Below are 23,883 nucleotides of genomic sequence, written 5' to 3'. Positions count from 1 at the left end.
AAGTCGTGCGCGTAGACGAAGACCGTCCGGCCGTCGACCGTGCCCCAGCCGGTGATGACACCGTCGGTGTACGGCTTCTTGGCCTCCAGGCCGAAACCGGTCGCCCGGTGCCGGCGCAGCTGCTCGACCTCCTTGAACGACCCCTCGTCCAGCAGCAGCTCGATACGCTCGCGCGCCGTCAGCTTGCCCTTCGCGTGCTGCGCCTCGGTCGCCCGGTCACTCGGTCCACGCCGCGCCTGCTCACGCAGTGCCAGCAGTTCGGCCACCCGGCCACGCGTGGCCGACAGGGGCATTCCGACAGGGTGTTCATACGAAACGGTCATCACACCGGCTCTCTTCGGGGAGAGGTGACGGTAGGCAGGATCCGGACCAGCCGGCCCGGGGTTCCCTGCCGCCGTTGCCATTCGCGGGGGTACCCCAGGGAGACCTCCTGGTGCGGCACGCCGTCGCAGTGGATCACCCTGGGAATGTGCAGGTGGCCGTAGACCACCGACCTGGCACGGAACCGCGTGTGCCATTCGGCCGTCGCCGTGGTTCCGCACCACAGCGCGAACTCCTGCCGCCAGAGCACCCGCGTCGGTTCGCGCACGAGCGGCCAGTGGTTGACCAGGATGGTGGGCAGGTCCTCCGGGAGAGCCGAGAGACGGGCCTCGGTGATCCGCACGCGGTCCCGGCACCATGCTTCGCGGCTCGGGTAGGGGTCCGGATGCAGCAGGAACTCGTCGCTGCAGACCACTCCGGCCTCCTCGGCCACCTGCAGCGCCGCCGCCTTGGAGTAGGTCCCCGGGGGCCGGAAGGAGTAGTCGTACAGAAGGAAGAGCGGTGCTACGGCGACAGGTCCGCCCTCTCCTTCCCAGACCGGGTACGGGTCCTCGGGAGTGGACACTCCGAGCCTGCGGCAGATGTCCACGAGGTGCAGGTAGCGATGCTCGCCGCGCAGCTGCACAGGATCGTCGGGGGCCGTCCACAGCTCGTGGTTGCCCGGCGCCCAGATGACCTTGGCGAACCGGTTGCGCAGGGTGCGCAGCGCCCACTCGATGTCCGAGACGATCTCTCCGATGTCACCGGCGACGATCAGCCAGTCCTCGTCGTTCTCCGGTCTGATCCGGTCGACGATCTTCCGGTTCTCGTCGTAGCGGATGTGGACATCACTGATCGCGACGATGCTTGCCCGTCCCGGGTCAGCCACTTGTGACCCCCTGCCCGTCACGCGCGCGCTCGGCCAGCTCCGCGACGTGCGCGAGTGTGGGCCGTCCGAGGATCACCGGCAGGGCCGCCATGAATTCCCGTTCCCGCCGGGCTCCCACGACCTCGTCGCTGACCGCGGCAAGCATCGCCAGCAGGGTCGCGGAGTCGCCGCCGAGCCCGTGGAAGTCCGTGTCCCCGCCGATCCGGTTGACGTCCACCGCGAGGACGCGTGCCCAGATCTTGGCCACCTCCTCCTCCACCGCACCGCGCGCCTTCGCGTTCGCGGCGGCGGCATCGGCCTGCGGCCCGGTGAACGGCACCGGCAGCGCGGCGACGTCGACCTTCTCGTTGACGGTGCGGGGCAGTTCAGGCACGACCGTCATCGTGGCAGGCACCATGTAGCGGGGCAGACGGCCGGCGACATGGGCGGTGAGCTGGTCCACGGGGACCTCTTCGTGCAGGACGACGTAGGCGCACAGCACCTTGTCGTCGGTCTCGGGCCTGACCAGACCGGTGACGAAGGCCGTGGCCACGGCCGGGTGTTCCTCCAGGGCCTTGGCGACCTCGGCGGGCTCGATGCGATAGCCGAGCACCTTGACCTGCTCGTCGTTGCGGCCCACGGACTCCAGTTCACCGGAGTCCAGCATCCTGGCCAGGTCACCACTGCGGTAGACGCGGGTACCGTCGGCGAGGGCCGTGAACCGTTCACGGACGAGATCGGGCCGGCCGCGGTAGCCGCGGGCCAGCTGATCACCGGCAAGATACATCTCACCCACTTCGCCCGGGGCCACGTGACGGCCGTCACCGCCGATCAGGTGGATCCGGGTGTTGTCCGTCGGCACGCCGATGGGCACCGACGGCAGGTCCGCGTCGTGCTCCGGATCGAAGCGTCGCGTCATACAGCCGATGGTGGTCTCGGTGGGGCCGTACTCGTTGAAGATGCCGCACTGTGGCCCGAAGAGCTGCTGAGCCCGGTCGGCGACGGCACCCCGGAGGAGTTCCCCGCCGGCGATCACCGCCCGGAATCCGGCCGGGGCCAGGCCCAGCCTGCCGATGAGGTCGAGATGCGTGGGGGTGAGCTTGAGCGCGTTGGCCCCCGAGTTCTCCAGCATGTCGCGCAGCACCACATGGTTGGGCTCGTCGGGTACCAGCGCGATCGATCCGCCGGCCAGCACCGGCAGGAAGATCGCGGTGTTGGAGAGGTCGAAGGCCAGCGAGGTGAACAGCGGGAACCGGGTGGTGGAGTCCACCCCGTAGACGCGGGTCGCCCAGCTGATGAAGGTGGCGAGCTGGCGGTGCTCGATCTCCACGCCCTTGGGGCGCCCGGTCGACCCCGAGGTGTAGATGACGTACGCGAGGTCCTCCGGCCGCACCTCGACGCCCTCGGGTCGGCGGTCCGACGGCTCCAGTGTCTCGAGCACCACCACGTCGCAGCCGGAGTCCGGGGTGAAGCGGCGCTCGGCATGGACGTGCTCGACGAGGCATACGGTGGCCCCGGCGTCCGCCACCAGGTCGGTGAGCCGGTGATCGGGCTGCTGCGGGTCGAGCGGCAGGTAGGCCGCACCCGCTTTCAGCACCCCCCAGATGGCGGCCATCGCCGCGACCGTACGGCCGGCCAGCAGGCCCACGACGTCGTCGCGTCCGATGCCCCGGTCCAGCAGCGCGACGGCGACGGCGTCCGCCCGCTGGTCCAGCTCACGGAAGGTCACCTCACCCTCGGGGCCGGTCAGGACGATCGCACCGGGTGTCAGGGAGACCTGCCGGCGGAACTGCTCGACCGCGGTTCCCGGACGGGCGAGCGCCCGCTGGGTCAGGTTGCGGTCCCACTCCCGGTACGCCCGCGGGGACAGGGCCTCCTCGATGCGGTCGAGCAGCGCCTCCGCGCGGTCCGGGGTCTGCGGACCGTCGTACCAGCCGATGGTGATCTCGGTACGGTCGCCGAACTCGACCGCGTTGATCTCCGGCGGCCCCAGGGGCCCGGAGTTGGGAAGGGAGTAGACGGTGGTGGCGTGGAACGTAGGCGTACTGAAGGCAGCGGGGGCGACCCTGCCCATGTGGGAGAGCGTGGCCAGGCTGCTGTAACAGCCCCGCTGTGCGGAGTAGGCGTCCAGACCCATGATCTGCTGGTGCAGCTGCGCCAGGTCCTGACCGGGCAGCGAGGGGTCGACGCGGGCCGCCAGGTCCTGACCCGTGGACAGGATGGACAGCAGGCGCTCGTGGGCCTGCTCCCAGCCGGCGTCGCCCTGTACCTCGTACAGCGGATTGTTCGTGAGGTTGCCCGTCGAGCGGAGTCCGGGCAGGTACCTGCGCAGATCGACCGGGACGAGGAACCTGCCGGTGCGCAGACCGCACGCCTGGGTGACGGTTCGGGCGATCTTGGCGACGAGCGCGGGGTGCGTGCCGTCGATGGTGCGCCTGCGCCAGAAGAAGTCGTGCTGGCCCTGAGGGCGGGAACCGAGCGCGGACGGCCAGTCGAGATCGGGGGTGATGTCCCGTTCCTCCGGCGCGCCGGTCTGCTCGATCAGTTCGTTCTCCGTGATGCGTGAGGGCGCGCCCACGGGTTCCTCGCCGCGCAGCACCCGGAAGATGTCCTCCGCCCAGGTGCGTACGCCCTGGCCGTCCATGACCCCGTGGAACGCACGCACGATCAGCGTGTCCGACTCCTCGTCCGTGAGGAGCAGGAGCTCGCAGGTGGGTCCGCCGTCGTTGCCCATGAGGGGGCTGTGCAGTTCGGCGGCATCGGCGAAGGTGTGCCGGTCGACCCGGTCACCGGGCAGGACCCGCACGGCCGGTGCCACGCCGCTGTCCACCCAGGTCATGCCCTGGCGGGTGAGCCGCGCCCCGGGGCAGGCCCGGGACGCGGTCCCGACGGCGCGGATCAGTTCGGCGTGACCGATGTGACCGGCGCCCTCGATGACGATCTGGATGACACCGGGGACCGACTCGGGGTACACCAGGAACCATGTCTCGGTGGGCGACACAGGCCGGCTGTAGACGTTGTCGTCCTCGCCCGCGGACATGGGATACCTCTTTCGTTTCGGGTCGGTCGGGGGTGCGTCACGTCCGGTCAGCGAACCGTCTCGCCGGCGCCGAGCACCTGTCCGTCCGCCCTGCGCATGACGCGGGACCTACGGAAGTCGAGGTGGACGAAGACGCGTTGGAGCCATCGGTCGCGGCCGTCGTAGCGGGGCTGGAAGGAGTTGCGGCCGTGCAGGGCCAGCCGGTTGTCGACGAAGGCCAGGTCACCGGGGCCGAGGATCAGTGTGTGGGCCACCCGTTCGATGACGGCCTCGAGCTCGGTCATGGCCTGCGCGGCTTCGTCGTCGGACGGGATCGTGCTGCTGAAGTCGACCTTGAGATCGGGGTCCTCGAAACTGCCGGCGAGGATTCCGTGCGGTTCCTCCATGCCGTCGGCGATCTCGAAGGAAGCCGGTGCCATGGTCACGAATCGCGGCTGGTGGAGAATTTCCCTGGTCCGGGCGGAAAGCAGCGGAACTGCGTTGCGCACGGACGCGACGCGCAGTCCGGCGACGTTCTCGTGGTCGTTCCGCAGGCACATCAAACCCACCAGGTCGGGCTTGTGCTCGTGAAAAGCGTTCTCGGTGTGCATGTTGAGCTTGATGGACCCGGCATTTCCCTGGAACTGTTCCATTCCGGGGACGGGGACCACGTCCTGTACGAGCGCGCCGGTCTTCTCCTTGTCGAAGGCGATCACCTCGCCCATGGCCATGGCGATGAGCATCAGCGCCGACGCCGGCGTGGTGGTCTCGCGCTGCACCGAGCCGCGTACCGCCGGGGTGTCGGGGACGTTCTCCACATCCACCGGCAGGTTGCGCACGAGGAGCATGGCCTCGCGGCCGGAGTTCCACGTGAACCGGCGCAGTGTCTGACGCAGCCGCGTGGGCAGCCGGCAGGAGAGCTCCCGTGCGGCGGACGTCCAGCGGGGGTCGTCGTTCAGGCGTGGACCGAAGTCACGCAGTTGCTCGGCCAGGAGGGTGAGTTCACCCTTCTCCTGACCGTCGAGCGATATCTGGGCATCGTCGCCGATTTTCGGCTTGACTTCGGCAGGCATAATTCAACCATTCGTGGGCAGAGTTGATGCGAATGAACGGGCTCGCCAAGTCGACTCCGGTCCGCAGACTATGGATTCGGCCGGATTGACGGCAACCCCTATCTATCGTCCGCCGACCCCTGTACGGCGGCCTCGCGGATTTGGTGCGCTTGTTCTCAGCACCTTTGCTCCGTCAGCCATTCACGCATTCGGTGCGCCAGGGGTCCCGCGTGTTCGCCGAGCATCGTGAAGTGGTTCCCCTCGGTGTCGGTGACCGAGTGGGGCAGGGGCCAGACGGCATGCCAGTCGCCTTCGCCCGACCACGCGCGCAGGGGTTCCCCCGCCCGTACCAGGAGGGTGGGCACGTCGACGGGCTGCGCCCGGCACGCGTACAGGAAGGGTAGGTAGGCGGCCCAGGCCGTCGCGCGGAAGTCGTCCATGGGCGTGTACGCGTCGTCGCGTTCGACCATGCCGTCGAGCAGTTCGGGCATCCAGGTGGCCATCACCTCGCTGTCGGCGGGATAGCTGTCCAGCAGGATCACGGCGGCCGGCGGACGGCCTTGCCGGTCCAGTTCCCGGGAGAGCGCGTTGGCGAGCAGGGCACCGCCGGAGTGGCCCGTGACGACGAACGGTTTGTCGCCCACCGTGCGCAGGACCGAATCGGCGTGCGTACGCATCAGGACGTCGAAGTCCTCGGGGAGCTTCTCGCCCTCCGTGAAGCCGGGGTGCGGGAGTGCGTACACGTCCCGTTCTCCGCGGAAGCCGGCGGCCAGGCGTGCGTACTCGTGGGGTCCGGAGAGCATCGACATCGTACAGAGGCAGATGAGCGGGAGGCCGTCGCCGGACGCCAGGCGGACCACGGGTGCGGCCTGGGCGGGTGGCGCCTCGCTGGTGTAGACGTCCCGGAACGCGGCGAGTTGCATCAGCACCTTCGCGTACTCCACGGCCTGGCCGGTGGAGCGGGTGTGCTGGAGGAGGGGCCCCAGGATGCCTCCCCTCGGCGTCGTCGTAAGTGCGGTGTCTTCGTTTCCTGTGCCGTTGCCGTCCAGCATGCCGGCCAGATGCCGGGCCAGACGGGACGGTGTGGGGTGGTCGAAGAGCAGGGTGGCCGACAGCTCCTCGGTTCCCAGCACCCTCTGGAGGCTGTTCCGCAGCTCCAGGGCGGTCAGGGAGTCGAAGCCCTGCTCAAGGAAGTCCCGCGCGGTGTCCAGCTCTTCAGCCGAGGGGAGCCCGAGTGCCGCGGCAGCCCATGTGGTGACGACTTCCAGGAGCAGCGTGTGCCGGCCGGCCGGGGTGGCCTCGGCGAGCCGCTCGGCCAGCGCCGTCGGGGCTTCGGTGGGCGGGCTGTCCTCGGCCGCCTCGACGACGGCCTGGCCGGGGGCTGCTGACCGGCCGGGGGTGTGGGCGGGAGGCGCGGGCCAGTACCTGCGGCGCTGGAAGGCATAGGTCGGCACGTCCGTCAGGCGGGCGCCGCGTCCGGCGAACACCGCGGCCCAGTCGACGGGAACGCCGTGCACATGGAGCTCGGCCAGCGCGGTGAACAGGGCGCGCACGGGTGAGCGGTCGCGGTGCTGTGTCGCGACGAGGAGGGGCGGATCGAGTTCGCCCCGGCCGGCGAGGCAGTCCTGGGTGAGGGCGGTGAGCACGCCGTCCGGGCCGATCTCCAGGAAGGTGCCGACCCGGTCGTCGTGCAGTCGCCGTACGGCGTCGGCGAACCGGACGGTCTCCCGGACGTGCCGCGTCCAGTGGTCGGGGCTGAGCGCCTGGTCTTCGGTCAGGGGCTTGCCGGTCGTGGCGCTGACGAGGTCGGTCCGGGCCGGCCGGAAGGTCAGCTTCGCGGCGACCGAGTGGAGGTCGTCCAGCATCGCGTCCATGTGCGCCGAGTGGAAGGCATGGCTGGTACGCAGCTCCTTGTGTCTGCGTCCCCGCTTCGTCCAGAGGGTCACGAGGTCCTGGACCTCATCCCGGTCACCGGACAGGACCACGGACGAAGGCCCGTTGACGGCGGCGATCGACAGATCGGTACGGGCACCGAGGAGGTCCCGCACCTCCTGTTCGGTCGCCTCGACGGCCACCATCAGGCCGCCGGCCGGCATGGCCTGCATCAGGCGGCCTCGGGCCGCGACGAACGTGCAGGCGTCCTCGAGCGACAGGACCCCGGCGACGTGCGCCGCGGTGACCTCGCCCAGTGAGTGGCCGGCGACCGCGTCGGGACGCACACCCCAGCTCTCCAGAAGCCGGTAGAGGGCGACCTCGAACGCGAAGAGAGCGGGCTGGGCGAACTCGGTCCGGTCGAGCCCGGCCGAGCCGGCGCCTGACAACAGGGCTCGCAGGGACGTGTCCAGGTGCCGGTCGAACCCGTCGCAGACGGCGTCCAGGGCCGCGGCGAACGCGGGGAACGCCGCGTACAGCTCGTCCGCCATGCCCGGCCGCTGACTGCCCTGCCCGGTGAAGAGGAAGGCGGTGCCCTCCCCTGCCCGCTCGGCGCTCCGGATCAGGCCCGGGGCCGCCTCGCCGCCGGCCAGGGACGTGAGCCCGCGGACGAGGCTCTCGCGGTCGTCGGCCAGGACCACCGCCCGGCGGTCGAGTGCCGCACGGGAGACGGCCAGTGAGTACCCGAGGTCCGTCGGGGACTCTCCGGGATCGTCGCGCAGCTGGTCCAGGAGGCGGGTCGCCTGGGCCCGCAGGGCTTCCTCGGTGCGGGCGGAAAGCAGGAAGGGAACGACGGGGAGCTCGGTGGTGGCCCCGGCGGCGAGCTCGTCGGCGGGTGCCTGTTCGAGGATCAGGTGCGCGTTGGTCCCGCTGAGCCCGAAGGCGGAGACGCCCGCCCGGCGTGGCCGTCCCGTGTCCGGGAAGGGTGTTGCCCGGGTCAGCAGGGACACCGCGCCGCCCGACCAGTCGACGTGGGGCGTGGGGGCGTCGACGTGCAGGGTCCGGGGCAGCACCCCGTGTCCGAGTGCCAGGACGGTCTTGATGGCGCCGACGGCGCCGGCGGCGGCCTGGGTGTGCCCGACGTTCGACTTGACGGTACCGAGGAACAGGGGCCGCTCCGCCGGTCGGTCACGGCCGTAGGCGGCGAGCAGCGCCTGGGCCTCGATCGGGTCGCCGAGCACCGTGCCGGTGCCGTGCGCCTCCACGGCGTCCACGTCGGCCGGGCTCAGCTCCGCGTCGGCGAGCGCCTGGGCGATCACGCGGCGCTGGGCGGGCCCGCTGGGGGCCGTGAGTCCGTTGCTCGCACCGTCCTGGTTGACCGCGCTGCCGCGCAGCACGGCCAGCACCTTCCGGCCGTTCCTACGGGCGTCGGACAGGCGTTCCAGGAGGATGACACCCGCTCCTTCGCCCCAGCCCGTACCGTCGGCGGAGGCCGCGAACGACTTGCAGCGGCCGTCGCCGGCGAGTCCGCGCTGTTTGCTGAACTCGACGAAGGCGCCGGGTGTTGCCATCACCGTCACCCCGCCCGCCAGTGCCAGCGAGCACTCCCTGTCGCGCAACGACCTGGCGGCGAGGTGGATGGCGACCAGGGACGACGAGCAGGCGGTGTCGACCGTGATCGCCGGGCCCTGGAGGCCGAGGATGTAGGACACACGGCCGGATATGACGCTGCCCGCACCGCCCGTGAGGAGGTAGCTGTCGCTGCCCTGGGCGTCGCCGTACATCCCCGCGCTGTATCCCGAGGAGGAGGCTCCCACGAACACGCCGGTGCTGGTGCCGCGCAGGGACGAGGGGGCGATCCCGGCCCGTTCGAACAGTTCCCACGACGACTCGAGCAGCACCCGCTGCTGCGGGTCCATGGCCAGCGCCTCGCGGGGACCGATTCCGAACAGAGCGGCGTCGAACGCGTCGGCGTCGTCGACGAACCCGCCTTCCGGGGTGATGCCCGCATCCCCCAGCCCCCGCAGCCACTCCACGTCCCAGCCCCGCCCGTCGGGGACGGGCGACATGGCGTCCGTGCCGTCCGTGACGAGGCGCCACAGGTCCTCCGGCGATCGGACGCCGCCCGGCAGGCGGCAGCTCATCGCCACGACGGCGACCGGCTCCGTCCGCTCGTCGACGAGACGCTGATGCTGTCGGCGCAGCCGTTCGTTCTCCACGAGAGACGCCCGTAGCGCTTCGACGATCTCTTCGACCTGCGTCCCCATCATGTGCTCCACGCTGCTCGTCGCATCAGGCTTCCTTCGTTCGTGTCGCCATGCGGACGAGGGCGGTGACGTCCATGGCGTTGATCTCGTCCACCCGGTCCTCGGACTCAGGCGCGTGCCGCTCCTGCGGGGCATCGGCCTCGTCGGGGCGCAGGAGCGCGTCGAGGAGTCCCGACTCGCGGAGCCGGGCCATCGGGATGGTCGCGAGGAGCGCACGCACCTGTGCGTCGTCGGCCTCGGCGGACGGCTCCGCGCCGGGGGGCAGCAGTTCACGCAGCAGCCGGTCACGGAGACCGGTGGGTGAGGGTTCGTCGAAGACCACGGTGGTCTCCAGCCGCAGCCCGGTGGCGGTGTTCAGGCGGTTGCGCAGCTCGACCGCCATGACCGAGTCGAATCCCATCTCCCGGAAGGCCCGTTGGGGGTCCACGGCATCGGCGGCGGGATGCCCGAGTACCGCGGCCGCCTCGGTGCGTACGAGGTCCAGGAGCATCCGCTTGCGCTCGGGGTCCGAGGCACCGGCCAGTCGGTCCGCCAGAGCGGTGGCGGCGGCCCCGGTCGCGTCGTGGTCGTCCTCGGGCGGCTGGAGTACGGCGGCGGCCTCGGGGATGTCCTCGATGAGCGGTCGGGGCCTCGCCATGGTGAACGCGGGGGCGAACCGGGTCCAGTCGATGTCGGCGACCGTGAGGCAGGTCTCCTGGCGTTCCACCGCCTGGACCAGAGCCCGGACGGCCGTGCCCGGCTCCATGGGACGCAGTCCGAGGCGGGTCAGCGTGGACTCGGCGGAGGTGTCCACCATGCCTCCGCCGGCCCAGCCGCCCCAGGCGACCGACGTGGCGGCCAGCCCGCGGGCCCGGCGGCGCTCGGCGAGTGCGTCGAGGTGACAGTTGCTGACGGCGTAGGCACCCTGTGCCGACCCGCCCCAGACACCGGCGCCGGAGGCGAACAGCACGAAGGCGTCGAGCGAGTCGGATCCGAAGAGTTCGTCGAGATGGGTCGCGCCCGCCGCCTTCGCGGACATGACCTGGGCGAACTCGGCGGGATCGCTCTCCTCCAGGCCGGACACCAGGGTCTCCCCCGCAGAGTGCACCACGGTGCGTACGGGTGCCGTGTCGTCCTGTGCCAGTTCCTTCACCAGGGTGGCCAGGGCGTCGCGGTCGGCGACGTCACAGGCCGCGAGTGTCACGCGAGCGCCGAGGGCGGTGAGCTCGTCCTTCAGGGCGAGGGCCCCGGGGGTGGCTTCCCCCCTGCGCCCGGTGAGCACCAGGTGTTCGGCACCCTGCTCCGCGAGCCAGCGTGCCACGTGGGACCCCAGCGCTCCCATGCCTCCGGTGATCAGGGCCGTGCCGCGCGGCTTCCAGCGCGGCGGCGCGGTCGGCCGGGGCCCGGCCGGCGAGCGTCCGAGGCGGCGTGCGAACACGCCCTGGGGACGGACGGCCAGCTGATCCTCGTCGTCGGCCCCGGCCAGCAGTCGGCACACCTGGCCGGCGGACCGTTCGTCCGGCTCCGCGGGCAGGTCGATGAGGCCGCCCCAGCGTTCGGGGTGCTCGAGGCCGATCACGCGGCCCAGTCCCCAGATCTGCGCCTGGGCGGGGCCGGTGAGCGGGCCGGAGCCGTCGACCGGGGCCGCCCCCCGGGTGAGGCACCACAGGGGTGCCACGAGGTCCAGATCGGTCATCGCCTGGATCAGGGAGGTGGTGGCCGCGACGCCGGCCGGTACCACCGGGTGGAACGGGTCGGGGCGCTCGTCCTCGGCCAGGAAGGACAGGACGCCCTCGACCCGCCCGTCGGGCACGGCCTCCCCGAGTCGCTGGAGCGCCATGGCCCGTCCGGTGTCGTCGGCCTCGAACAGCACCTGGACCGTGCGGGCCCCGTTGCGCGCCAGCTCTCGCTCGACGGCCTCACCCGCCTTGCTCGCCGCCCCGGACGAGCTGACGACCAGCCAGGTGCCACAGGGAGCCGCGGCCGTGGACGGAACGACCGGCTTCCAGCTGATCCTGTAGCGCCAGCTGTCCAGGACGGACTGCTCGCGGCGTTCTCTCCGCCAGGAGGTCAGGGAGGGCAGGACGCTCTCCCATGAGCGCCGGGTGTCGTCGTCGCCGGCTCCCAGCATCCCGGCCAGCGCCTCGGGATCCTCGCTCTCCACAGCGGTCCAGAACGCGTCGTCCACAGGGTCCCGCTGTTCGGCCGGGGCGGGGAGAACGGCGGGCTTCGGCCAGTACCGGCTCCGCTGGAAGGCGTACGTGGGCAGTCCGACGTGGCGCTTGCGGGGGCCGAGCACGGTGCGCCAGTCGGGGGACACGCCGGCGACGTGTGCTTCGGCCAGGGACATCAGGAAGCGGTGGGCTCCGCCTTCGTTGCGGCGCATGGTCCCCAGCGCGGTCGCCTCGGTCTCCTCGGCGTCGAACGTCTCCTGGAGCCCGAGCCCCATCACCGGGTGGGGGCCGACCTCGAGGAACACGCGGTGGCCGTCGGCGAGTGCCGCGCGGGTGGCGGCCTCGAACTCCACGGTGGAGCGCAGGTTGCGGAACCAGTACCCGGCGTCCAGCGCCGCGGTGTCGATCGGCGCGCCCGTGAGGGTCGAGTAGAACGGCACGGTGGACGAGCGGGGGGTGATTCCGGTGAGCAGCCGGTCCAGTTCCTCGCGAATGGCCTCGACCTGGGCGGAGTGCGAGGCGTAGTCGACCGCGATGCGTCTGCCGCGTACGCCGTCTGCCTCGCATGCGCTCAGGAGGCCGTCCAGCGCGTCGGGTTCCCCGGCGACGACGGCGGACGACGGGCTGTTGACGGCGGCCACCGACAGCCGGTCGCCCCACGGGGCGAGACGCTCGCGCAGCAGCTGTGCGGACTCCCCGACCGATGCCATGCCGCCCTTGCCGGACAGGGCGAGCAGCGCCCGGCTTCGCAGGGCGACGACACGCGCGGCGTCCTCGACGGACAGTGCGCCGGCCACGGTCGCGGCGGCGATCTCGCCCTGCGAGTGGCCGAGCACCGCGGCCGGACGGACTCCGCAGGCACCCCACAGCTCGGCCAGCGACACCATGACCGCCCACAGCACGGGCTGCACCACATCGACCCGGTCGAGGCCGGGGGCGCCGGGAGTCTCCCGTACGACATCTTCCAGCGCCCAGTCCGTATGGGGGGCCAGGGCCTGGGCGCACTCGGCGAGGCGCGCGGCGAACACGGCCGAGGTGTCCAGGAGTTCCCTGGCCATGCCGGGCCACTGGGCGCCCTGTCCGGGGAAGACGAGCACGGGCCCTGTCTCGCGGGCCGCGCTCCCCCGTACGATTCCGGCCGCCGAGCCGTCGGCGGCCATCACCCGCAGGGCGGCCTCGAACTCCGCAGGATCCCCGGCGACGGCGGCAGCGCGGTGCTCGAAGCGGGATCTGGTCGTCGCCAGGGCGTGGGCGAGGTCTGCGGGGTCCGCGGTGCCGACCGCGGCCAGCAGCCGCGACGCCTGGGCCCGGAGGGCTTCGCGCGTCCTGCCGGACAGCACCCACACGGTGGTGGCGCCGGTGTCGAGCGGAACGTCCGGTTCGGGAGCGGCCGGGGTGGGCGCGGCGGGGGGAGCCTGTTCGATGATGGTGTGCGCGTTCGTGCCGCTCACACCGAACGACGACACCCCCGCGCGGCGCGGCCGGTCAGTCTCCGGCCAGTCGACCGGTTCCGTCAGCAGCGCGACGGCTCCCGCCGACCAGTCGACGTGGGACGACGGCTCGTCCACGTGAAGTGTCGGGGGCAGCACGCCGTGCCGCATCGCCATCACCATCTTGATCACCCCGGCCACGCCTGCGGCGGCCTGTGTGTGACCGATGTTCGACTTGACCGATCCGAGCCACAGAGGCCGCCCGGCCGGGCGGTCCTGCCCGTACGCGGCCAGCAGCGCCTGTGCCTCGATCGGGTCGCCCAGCGTCGTGCCGGTGCCGTGCGCCTCCACGGCGTCGACCTGGCCGGCCGTCAGGCCGGCCCCGGCCAGCGCCTGACGGATGACCCGTTGCTGCGACGGGCCGTTGGGCGCGGTCAGGCCGTTGCTCGCACCGTCCTGGTTCACCGCGGAGCCCCGTACGACCGCCAGCACCTCACGGCCGTGACGGCGGGCGTCCGAGAGCCGTTCGACCAGGAGGACTCCGACGCCCTCGCCCCAGCCCGTGCCGTCGGCGGCCTCGGCGAAGGCCTTGCACCTGCCGTCGGAGGACAGTCCGCGCTGCCGGCTGAACTCGATGAAGGCGGACGGCGTCGACATCACGGTCACGCCGCCGGCCAGGGCCAGGGTGCACTCGCCCGCGCGCAGGGCCTGGACGGCCAGGTGCAGGGCGACCAGTGAGGACGAGCAGGCCGTGTCGACGGTCACCGCGGGCCCTTCCAGGCCCAGCGCGTACGAGACCCGTCCGGAGACCACGCTGGCCGCGTTGCCGGTGGCCACGAAGCCTTCCGCGCTCTCGGCCGAGCCCATCAGGAGGCCGGTGTAGTCCTGGCTGTTGGTGCCCGCGAAGACGCCGACCCGCCCTCCGCGCACCGATTCGGGGTCGATGCCGGCCCGCTCGAACGCCTCCCACGACGTCTCGAGGAGCAGGCGCTGCTGCGGGTCCATGGCCAGCGCCTCGCGCGGCGCGATACCGAAGAACCCGGCGTCGAAGTCGGCCGCACCGTGCAGGAAGCCGCCTTCGCGAACGTACGACGTGCCCTGCTGGTCGGGGTCCGCGCTGTAGAGCCGCTCGATGTCCCAGCCTCGGTCGTCGGGCAGCGGGGAGACCGCGTCGGTCCCCGACTCCAGGAGGTCCCAGAACTCCTCGGGGGAACGGACCCCGCCGGGGAAGCGGCAGCTCATGCCGACGATGACGATCGGGTCGTCGTCCATGACGGCGACGGGGCCGTCCTGGGAGGGCCCCGTCCGGGAGCCGGCGAGTTCGTCACGCAGGTGCCGGGAGAGGGCCAGCGGGGTCGGGTAGTCGAAGACGAGTGTCGCTGGCAGGGCCAGTCCGGTGCTCGCGCCGAGCAGGTTGCGCAGTTCCACGGCGGTCAGCGAGTCGAAGCCGAGATCCCGGAAGGCCCGTCCGGGCTGTACTCCGTCCGCAGAGGCGTGGCCGAGTACCGCCGCGGCCTGGCCACAGATCATGGCGAGCAGGATGCGCTCGGCCTCCTGCGGTGATGTGCCGGCCAGTTGCTCGTGCAGGGCGCTCCCGGCGGCCTTCTCGGGCGCGGGGGTGCCGGGCGCTGCCGACAGCCGCTGTACGTCGGGGATCTCGCCGATGAACGCGGACCTGCCTGGCGGCAGGGCGGGTGCGAAGCGCTCCCAGTCCACATCGGCGACGACGGTGTGGGGTGCACCGTCCTCGACCGCCTGTCGCAGGGCCCGCATCGCCAGTTCCGGCGGCAGCGGAGGCATACCGCCCCGGCGTACGCGTTCGGCCACCAACGGGTCGGCGGCCATACCGGCGCCGTCCCAGGCTCCCCATCCGATGGACGTGGCGGGGAGCCCCTGGGCTCGGCGGACGGCGGCGATCGCGTCGAGGAAGGCGTTGCCGGCTGCGTACGCGGCCTGTCCGGCGTTGCCGAACGTCGCGGCCAGCGAGGAGAAGAGGACGAACGCCGACAGGTCGAGGTGGCGGGTCAGTTCGTGCAGGTGCAGGACGGCGTCGGTCTTGGGCCGCAGGACCCGTTCGACCCGCTCGGGCGTCAGCGAGCCGAGCATGCCGTCGTCCAGCACACCGGCGGTGTGTACGACCGCGGTCAGTGGGTGCTCGGCGGGTACCGAGCCGAGCAGGGCGGCCAGCGCCTCCCGGTCGGTGACGTCACAGGCGGCCACGGTGACGCGCGTCCCGAGCTGCGTCAGCTCGGCCTCCAGATCCCGGGCTCCGGGGGCGTCCGGGCCGCTGCGGCTCGTGAGCAGCAGGTGTGCGGCCCCGTTGCGGGCCAGCCAGCGGGCGGCGACAGCGCCCAGGGCGCCGGTGCCACCGGTCACCAGGACGGTGCCGGAGGGCTGCCACGGTGTGCGGGTCTCCGGCGACCGGGGGGCGGACCTGACGAGGCGGCGTACATGGACGCCGGAGGAGCGGATCGCCAGCTGGTCCTCCGTCCTCCGGGGGGCCGCGAGTACGCCGCACAGGCGTCGGGCGGCACGGGTGTCGAAGGTGCCGGGCAGGTCGATCAGGCCGCCCCGGAGACCGGGTTCCTCGACGGCCACGACCTGGCCGAGGCCCCAGACCATGGCCTGTTCGGGGGCGGTGAGCAGGTCTGCGCCGTCGACCGCGACGGCACCGCGAGTGGCAAGCCAGAGCGATGCGCGCAGCCGGGCGTCAGCCAGGGCCTGAACCAGCGCGAGGGTGTCCTGCAGCCCTCGGGTCCCCGCACCCGGCGAGGCGGTCAGGGCCAGGACGCCGGCGACACCGCCGTCGTCCAGGGCGTCCCGCAGCAGGGCGCTGTCGTGGGGCGCGGGGACGCGGACGACTCGGACTCCCTGGGCACTCAGGGCGCCCGCGATGTCGTGGGTGGCGTCCTCGGTGCCCACGACGAGCCACGTGCCGGACGGTACGGCGGGTTCGGGTTCCGGTGCCTGTCGCCACTGCACCTCGTAGCGCCAGGAATCGATGACGGACTGGTCACGCCTGCCGCGCCGCCAGTCGGCGAGTGCCGGGAGCACGGTGCTGAGCGGCTGGTCCCCGTCGAGGGCGAGCGTACCGGTCACGGCATCCAGGTCCTGGCGCTCGACCGCGGACCAGAACCCCGCCTCCGCCTGGTCCTCGCCGCCTCGGACGTCGGCTGCCGCTGTCCATACGAGCGACTCGGGCCAGTACCGGGTGCGCTGGAACGCGTAGGTGGGCAGGCTCACCGCTCCCGCACCGGGGAACAGGGCCGTCCAGTCGCACCCGACGCCGCGTACGTACAGCCTGGCCAGCGCGGTCATCGCGGCCCCGGCCTCAGGACGTCCTGCCCGCAGGACCGGGAAGGCGTCCGCGGCCTCGTCCAGGCAGTCGGCGACCATCGCGCTGAGCACACCGTCGGGGCCGAGCTCGACGTACGTCTTCACGCCCTCGCCGGCGAGGGTGCGCACACAGTCGTCGAACCGGACGGCCTGACGTACGTGGGAGACCCAGTAGTCGGCTGAGGATGCCTCCTCGGCCGTCAGGATCCGGCCGGTCACGTTCGAGACGACCGGGATGGCGGGGGCGGCGAACGTGAGGGACCGCAGGACCCGGCCGAACTCTTCGAGCATCGGTTCCATGTGCGGGGAATGGAAGGCGTGGCTGACCGTCAGCCGCTTGGTCCTGCGGTTCCGGCCCTCGAAGTGGGCGGCCACAGCCAGCGCTTCGTCCTCGTCACCGGATACGACGACGGAACGGGGGCCGTTCACCGCGGCGACCGAGACCCGGTCCGTCCGGCCGGCCAGCACCTTGAGCACTTCGTCCTCGCGTGCCTCGACGGCCACCATCGCGCCGCCCTCGGGCAGCGCCTGCATCAGTTGTCCCCGCGCCGCGACGAGCGTGCACGCCTCCTCCAGGGAGAGGACCCCCGCGACGTGCACGGCGGCCACCTCGCCGATGGAGTGGCCCGCGAGGAGGCCGGGGCGGACGCCCCAGTGGGCGAGGAGGCGAAAGAGTGCCACCTCGATCGCGAACAGGGCGGCCTGCGTGTACGCCGTGCGGTGCAGGAGGGCCGCGCGCTCGCTGCCCTCTTCGGCGAACAGCACGCTGCGCAGGGGGTGCTGGAGATGGCGGTCCAGGTGGGCGCACACCTCGTCCAGCGCGTTGCGGAAGACCGGGTGACGTGCGGCCAGTTCCTGCCCCGTACCCAGCCGCTGGCTGCCCTGGCCGCTGAACAGGAAGGCGACCCGGCCTTCGGTCACGCTGCCGCGCACCGGTCCGGCCGCGCCGTCGGCCAGGGCCTCCAGCTGCTGAAGGGCGTCGTCGCGGTCCTCGGCGACGACCACGGCCCGGTCCTCGAAGGCGGTGCGCGTGGTCGCGAGCGCGTGGGCCACGTCCGCCAGGCCGTACTCGGGGCGGACGGCCAGCAGCGCGCGCAGCCGGGCGGCCTGAGCGGCCAGCGCCGTCTCACCACGCGCGGAGACGGCCAGGGCGACGGGTCCGCTCTGCGCGGCGCCGCCTGCCGGGGTGTCGGCCGCGGTGTCGTCCTGTTCGATGATGACGTGGGCGTTGGTGCCGCTGATACCGAACGACGAGACACCGGCGCGCCTGAGCCGGCCGGTCTCGGGCCACGGCACCGCGTCGGTCAGCAGCCGCACCTCGCCGGTGCTCCAGTCCACCTGCGGTGTCGGAGCGTCGACGTGCAGCGTCGCCGGGATCGCGTCCCGCTGCATCGCCATGACCATCTTGATCACACCGGCCACACCTGCGGCGGCCTGCGTATGACCGATGTTCGACTTGACCGAGCCCAGCCACAACGGCCGGTCGGCAGGGCGGTCCTGCCCGTACGTGGCCAGCAGTGCCTGTGCCTCGATCGGGTCGCCGAGCACCGTTCCGGTGCCGTGCGCCTCGACCACGTCGACCTGGGACGGTGTCAACGAGGCGTCGGCGAGCGCCTGCTCGATGACGCGCTGCTGTGCGGGGCCGTTGGGGGCCGTGAGGCCGTTGCTCGCCCCGTCCTGGTTCACCGCTGAACCACGGAGCACGGCGAGCACCCGATGCCCGTTGCGGCGGGCGTCGGAGAGCCGCTCCACGAGCAGGACCCCGGCGCCCTCGGCGAATCCTGTACCGTCCGCCGCGGCGGCGAACGCCTTGCAGCGGCCGTCCCTGGCCAGCCCGCCCTGCGCGCTGAAGCTGCTGAACATGCCGGGGGTCGCCATAACCGTGACCCCGCCCGCGAGCGCCAGCGTGCACTCGCCCCGGCGCAGGGCCTGCGCAGCCAGGTGCAGGGCCACCAGGGACGACGAGCACGCGGTGTCGACGGTGACGGCGGGCCCTTCGAGACCCAGCGTGTAGGAGACCCGTCCGGAGACCACGGCGGCGGCACTTCCCGTTCCCGTGAATCCCTCCAGCCCCGTCGCACCCATCAGGAGGTAGGGGTAGTCCTGGCCGTTCGTCCCGGCGAAGACTCCGGTGCGGGTCCCCCGCAGCGTCTCCGGGTCGATTCCGGCTCGCTCCACAGCTTCCCAGGACGTCTCGAGGAGCAGACGCTGCTGCGGGTCCGTGGCAAGCGCCTCGCGCGGACTGATGCCGAAGAACGCAGCGTCGAACTCCCCCGCGTCATGGACGAACCCGCCCTCACCTGCGTAGCCCGTCCCCTCGGTCCCGGGCTGGAACACGGAGTCCGTGTTCCAGCCGCGGTCCGACGGGAAGCGGGTCATGCCGTCGGCTCCGGCGGCGACCAGGTCCCACAGCTCCTCCGGGGAGCGCACTCCGCCCGGATAGCGGCAGCTCATGCCGATGATGGCGATCGGCTCGGTGCCGCGCTCCTCCATCTCGCGGATCCGGTCGTGCGCCGCTTCGAGATCGGTGCTGACCCGCTTGAGGAAGTACCGGAGCTTCTCTTCGTTCGCCATCGGGCGACCCCTCTGTAAGGAACTGTGTGGTGCGCTGTGCTTGGCGCCGGACGGCCTGTCAGGAAATGCCGAACTTCTTCCCGAGCAGCTCGAACATCTCGTCGTCGGATGCCGCTTCGATCTCTTCGCCGACCGGTGCGGCCGGCGTTTCCTGCAGCTGGGCGAGCAGCGCCTGCATGCGCCGCACCACCCTGGCCCGTCCTTCGTCGTGCGCCGCGACCGTGACGAGTGCGGCTTCCATCCGGTCCAGCTCCTCGATCACCGACACGGCCACGGTCTCTCCGTCGGGTACGAGCTGCTCCCGCAGGAACGTGGCCAGTCTCACCGGAGTCGGGTAATCGAACGCGAGGGTCACCGGCAGTCGCAGACCGGTCTTGGCGCCGATCCGGTTGCGCAGTTCCACGGCGGTGACGGAGTCGAACCCGACCTCCCTGAAGGCCCGTTTGACACTGACGGCCTCCGGTCCGGGGAATCCGAGCACGGCGGCGACCTGCTCGCGTACCGCCTCCAGCAGTACGGCGTCCCGCTCGGCGTCGTCGAGCCCGGCCAGGCGCTGTGCCAGGGCGGACGGCTCCTCGGCGCCGGCGCCGGCCGAGCCGTGGCCCTCCTGCGCGATCCGGCCCACCTCGGGCACATCGGCGAGCAGCGGGCTGGGCCGGGTCGCGGTGAACGCGACGAAGAAGCGTTCCCAGTCGATGTCGGCGATCAGGACACAGGTTGCCTCGTGTTCCACCGCCTGCCGCATCGCGCCGGCCGCGGCTTCGGGGTCCATCTCGCGCAGACCGTGCCGGTTCAGTACTTCTCCGAACGCGCCTTCGGCCATTCCGCCGCCGCCCCAGGCACCCCATGCGATGGACGTGGCCACCAGGCCTCGCGCTCTGCGCTGTTGGGCAAGAGCGTCCAGGAAGGCGTTCCCCGGTGCGTAGTTGCCCTGCCCCGGCGTGCCGACGATGCCGCCGAACGAGGAGAACAGGACGAACGCCGAGAGCTTGGTGTCCCGGGTCAGCTCGTCCAGATTCTGCGCGGCCCGCGCCTTGGCGTGCAGGGCACGGCCCAACTGGTCGGGGGTGAGCGTGTCGAGCAGCCCGTCGTCCAGCGCGGCGGCGGTGTGCACGACGGAGGTGAGCGGGTACGCGGCCGGCACCGCGGCGAGGACGTCCGCCAGGGCGTCGCGGTCGCCGGCGTCGCAGGCTGCGACGGACACCCGGGCGCCCAGTGCCGTCAGTTCGTCGCGCAGTGCGGCTGCTTCCGGGGCGTCGGGGCCCCGGCGGCTGACGAGCAGAAGGTGCTCGGCGCCGTCACCGGCCAGCCGGCGGGCGACGTGGCCGCCGAGAGCTCCGGTCCCACCGGTGATGAGCGTGGTGCCCCTGAGGTCCCAGGTCCGGGACCCGGTGGCCGCGCCGAGGCGGGCCCGGTTCAGCCGGCGTACGAATGTCCCGGAGGGCCGGATCGCGAGCTGGTCCTCGTCCCCCGAGCCGCCGAGCGCACCGCTGAGCATCGCTCCTGTGCGTGCGTCCAGTGCCGGGGGCAGGTCGATGAGGCCGCCCCACCGGTCGGGGTGCTCCAGTGCGGCGACCCGGCCCATGCCCCAGGCCATCGCCTGCTCCGGACCGTCCAGCGCGTCGGCGGGGCCCACCTGGACCGCGCCTCGCGTGGCGCACCACAGCGGTGCTGCCACGCCTGCCTCGCCCAGCGCCTGGAGGAGCGCGACGGTGGCGGCGTAGCCCCGCGGCACGTCAGGGAAGCCGGGGTGCGGCACGCTGTCCAGGGTGAGCAGCGACAGGACGCCCTCGATGCCGGGGGGCAGGTCGTGGTCCTCGAACAGCCCGCGGTGCAGTACCCCGGCGTCGACGGTGACCGGATGGGGCCTGGCGCCGTGGGCGGCCAATGCCTCCAGGCACCCGAGCACCAGCTCGTCCTTGTCGTGGCTCTCGGGGACGATCACCAGCCAGTGCCCGGAGAGACGGCTCGCGGAGGCTTCGGGCATCGGGCGCCAGGCCACTTCGTAGCGCCAGTCGTCGACGGTGGAGAGCTCGCGGCTGCGTCGCCGCCAGGAGGAGAGTGCGGGCAGCATCGCGCCCAGGGCCGAGCGCGCTTCGTCGCCTCCTTCGAGGGCGAGGGTGTCGGTCAGGAATCCGAGGTCCTGCTGTTCGATGGCGTCCCAGAACTGCGCGTCGGCCACGGACAGCTCACCGGCGGAGCCGGCGGGTGCGTCCATGACCGGGCGCAGATCGTCGATCCAGTAGCGCTGCCGCTGGAAGGGGTAGGTGGGCAGGTCCAGGTGGGTGGGTGTGTGTCCGGCGAACAGGGCTTTCCAGTCGAGGTTGACCCCGTGGACATGCGCTTGGGCGAGGGAGGTCATGAAGCGACGGGACTCGTCCTCGTCCCGTCGAAGCGTCCCCAGCGCGACCGCGTCGCTGCCGGCAGCCTCGAACGTCTCCTCCAAACCGACAGCCAGCACCGGATGCGGACTCACCTCGACGAACACGCTGTGACCCGCGTCCAGCAGAACCCTGGTCGTCTCCTCCAACAGCACCGTCCGGCGCAGGTTGGTGTACCAGTACTCGGCATCCATGCCGGCGGTGTCCAGCAGTTCTCCGGTCACCGTCGAGTACAACGGAACCTGCGAGGAGCGCGGGGCCACGTCGGCCAGTAGTTCCATCAGCCGGTCGTGGATCCGCTCCACGTGCGCACTGTGCGAGGCGTAGTCGACGTCGATGCGCTTGGCCCGCACCTCCTGCGCCTTGCATTCCTGCAGGAGCTCGTCCAGCGCGTCGCCATCACCTGAAACCACGACCGAGGACGGGCCGTTCACCGCCGCGACCGACAGCCGGCCCTCCCACCGGGAAAGCCGCTCGCCGACCTGATCGGCCGGCTCCGCGACGGACATCATGCCGCCCAGGCCCGACAGCTCCAGGATCGCCCGGCTCCGCAGCGCCACCACCCGTGCACCGTCCTCCAGGGACAGCCCACCAGCTACACAGGCCGCAGCGATCTCACCCTGCGAATGGCCCATCACCGCCGCAGGCACGACACCAGCCGCCCGCCACACCTCGGCCAGCGACACCATCACCGCCCACAGCACCGGCTGCACCACATCAACCCGGTCGAACCCAGGAGCACCCGGTTCCTCACGCAACACGCCCAGCAACGACCAGTCCGTATGCACCGACAACGCCGCCGCACACTCACGGACCCGCTCCGCGAACACCGGCGAGGACTCCATCAGACCCGCAGCCATACCCACCCACTGCGAACCCTGCCCCGGGAACACGAACACCGGACGCGCTGTCCGGGTGGCCACGGCCTGCGTCACGTCCGCTGACTCGCGCCCCTCGGCGAGGGCTGTGAGGGCGGCCGTGTAGTCGCCTGAGGTGTCGGCCAGGAGGGCGGCACGGTGGCTGAACTTCGTCCGGCGGACGGCGAGGGTGTAGCCGACGTCGGTCGTGGATGTGTCCGGGTTGCGTGCCAGGTGGGCCTGCAGCTGCCTGGCCTGCTCCCGCAGGGCGTGCTCGGTGCGGGCGGTGACGACCAGCGGTGGCTTCGCGCCGTCCAGCGGGGCCCTGAGTGCCGGGGGGCTGTCTTCCTGCTCGACCTCCGCGGCGGGGGAGGACTGCTCCTCCGCCGGGGGAGCCTGTTCGATGACGGCGTGCGCGTTGGTGCCGCTGACCCCGAAGGACGACACCCCTCCGCGGCGCGGCTGCCCCGTTTCCGGCCAGGGTGCGGGTTCGGTGACCAGGGCCATGCCCCCGTCGACCCAGTCGATGAGCGTGGTGGGGTTCTCCACGTGGAGGGTTGGCGGCAGCACTCCACGCTGCACCGCCATCACCATCTTGATCAGTCCGGCGGCGCCGGCGGCGGCCTGGGTGTGGCCGATGTTCGACTTGACCGAGCCGAGCCACACCGGGCGGCCTTCCGGGCGGTCCTTCCCGTAGGTGGCGGCGAGCGCCTGGACCTCGATGGGGTCCCCCAGGGTGGTGCCGGTCCCATGCGCCTCGACGAGGTCGACCTGCGCGGGTGAGAGCCGCGCGTCGGCGAGCGCCTGGCGGATGACGCGCTGCTGCGCGGGGCCGTTGGGCGCGGTCAGGCCGTTGCTCGCACCGTCCTGGTTGATGGCGGAGCCGCGTACGACGGCGAGGACGGGATGGCCGTTGCGCCGGGCGTCGGAGAGCCGTTCCACCAGGAACATGCCGATGCCCTCGCCCCAGCCGGTGCCGTCCGCGTCGGCGGAGAACGCCTTGCAGCGGCCACTGGTCGACAGTCCGCGCTGACGGCTGAACTCGGTGAAGGCACCGGGACTGGACATCAGGGTGACGCCGCCCACGAGGGCCATCGAGCACTCGTCCCTGCGCAGGGACTGGCAGGCCATGTGCAGGGCCACCAGCGAGGACGAGCACGCGGTGTCGATGGTCACGGCCGGTCCGTTGAAGCCGAAGGTGTAGGCGACGCGGCCGGAGGCGACGCTGCTGGTGTTCCCGACGCCGAGGTAGATCTCGGTTCCCTCGGGCGGAACGAACACCGTGCTGCCGTAGCCCTGGTAGGACGTGCCGACGAAGACGCCGGTCCGGGTGCCGCGCAGGGACGCCATGTCGATGCCGGCCCGTTCCACTGCTTCCCACGACGCTTCGAGGACCAGACGCTGCTGCGGGTCCATGGCCAGAGCCTCGCGCGGACTGATACCGAAGAACTCAGGGTCGAAGTCCGGTATGTCGTAGACGAATCCGCCCTCGAGCGTGTAGCTGCGGGCCGGCTCGTCGGGGTCGCGGAAGAACAGTCCCTCGAAGTCCCAGCCGCGGTCCTCGGGGAACGGGGACAGGGCGTCGACCTGCGACATCATGATCTGCCACAGGTCCTCGGGGGCGCGTACGCCACCCGGGAAGCGGCAGCTCATCGCCGTGATCGCGATGGGGTCGTTGTCCTTCTCCTCGGCAGCGCGCAGCTTGCCCCTGGTCTCCTGGAGGTCGGCGGTCACCCTCCGCAGGAAATAGCGCAGCTTGTCGTCGTCGGTCATG

7 protein-coding genes are annotated in these 23,883 nt (G+C 71.9%); all 7 read right to left on the bottom strand.

Annotation, left to right across the window (positions count from 1 at the left end; all coding sequences use genetic code 11):
* A partial coding sequence (locus AB0P41_RS34980) for a carboxyl transferase domain-containing protein (protein WP_365936081.1) occupies positions 1 to 293 on the bottom strand: 293 nt, incomplete at its 3' end.
* Positions 294 to 322: 29 nt separating this feature from the next.
* Positions 323 to 1,189 (bottom strand): metallophosphoesterase, encoded by an 867-nt coding sequence (locus AB0P41_RS34975; protein WP_356717026.1) that lies wholly within the window; start codon positions 1,187 to 1,189, stop codon positions 323 to 325.
* On the bottom strand, positions 1,182 to 4,208 hold the full coding sequence (locus tag AB0P41_RS34970; protein ID WP_365936080.1) for an amino acid adenylation domain-containing protein: 3,027 nt from the start codon (positions 4,206 to 4,208) through the stop codon (positions 1,182 to 1,184). Before AB0P41_RS34970 ends, AB0P41_RS34975 begins: the two co-directional genes overlap by 8 nt.
* Positions 4,209 to 4,255: 47 nt before the next feature.
* Positions 4,256 to 5,260: a TauD/TfdA family dioxygenase gene (locus tag AB0P41_RS34965; RefSeq protein ID WP_356717022.1), complete on the bottom strand. Its 1,005-nt coding sequence runs from the start codon at positions 5,258 to 5,260 to the stop codon at positions 4,256 to 4,258.
* A 155-nt stretch (positions 5,261 to 5,415) separates the two neighbouring features.
* Positions 5,416 to 9,381 (bottom strand): beta-ketoacyl synthase N-terminal-like domain-containing protein, encoded by a 3,966-nt coding sequence (locus AB0P41_RS34960; RefSeq protein WP_365936079.1) that lies wholly within the window; start codon positions 9,379 to 9,381, stop codon positions 5,416 to 5,418.
* A 22-nt stretch (positions 9,382 to 9,403) separates the two neighbouring features.
* Positions 9,404 to 18,871, bottom strand: a complete 9,468-nt coding sequence (locus AB0P41_RS34955) for a type I polyketide synthase (protein ID WP_365936078.1) — start codon at positions 18,869 to 18,871, stop codon at positions 9,404 to 9,406.
* A 58-nt stretch (positions 18,872 to 18,929) separates the two neighbouring features.
* Entirely contained in the window at positions 18,930 to 23,882 is a 4,953-nt protein-coding gene (locus AB0P41_RS34950; protein WP_365936077.1) for a type I polyketide synthase, read from the bottom strand.
* Position 23,883 lies beyond the last annotated feature (1 nt).

It is taken from the genome of Streptomyces sp. NPDC079167 (genome assembly GCF_040686735.1).
Classification (GTDB): domain Bacteria; phylum Actinomycetota; class Actinomycetes; order Streptomycetales; family Streptomycetaceae; genus Streptomyces.
Note: the sequence above shows the minus strand (reverse complement) of the source record. Positions and strands in the feature narration are given on the sequence as shown.

Coding starts and splice junctions, on each gene's coding strand:
- AB0P41_RS34970 (WP_365936080.1), bottom strand. CDS start 4,208: ATGTCCGCGGGCGAGGACGACAACGTCTACAGCCGGCCTGTGTCGCCC.
- AB0P41_RS34965 (WP_356717022.1), bottom strand. CDS start 5,260: ATGCCTGCCGAAGTCAAGCCGAAAATCGGCGACGATGCCCAGATATCG.
- AB0P41_RS34960 (WP_365936079.1), bottom strand. CDS start 9,381: ATGATGGGGACGCAGGTCGAAGAGATCGTCGAAGCGCTACGGGCGTCT.
- AB0P41_RS34955 (WP_365936078.1), bottom strand. CDS start 18,871: ATGGCGAACGAAGAGAAGCTCCGGTACTTCCTCAAGCGGGTCAGCACC.
- AB0P41_RS34950 (WP_365936077.1), bottom strand. CDS start 23,882: ATGACCGACGACGACAAGCTGCGCTATTTCCTGCGGAGGGTGACCGCC.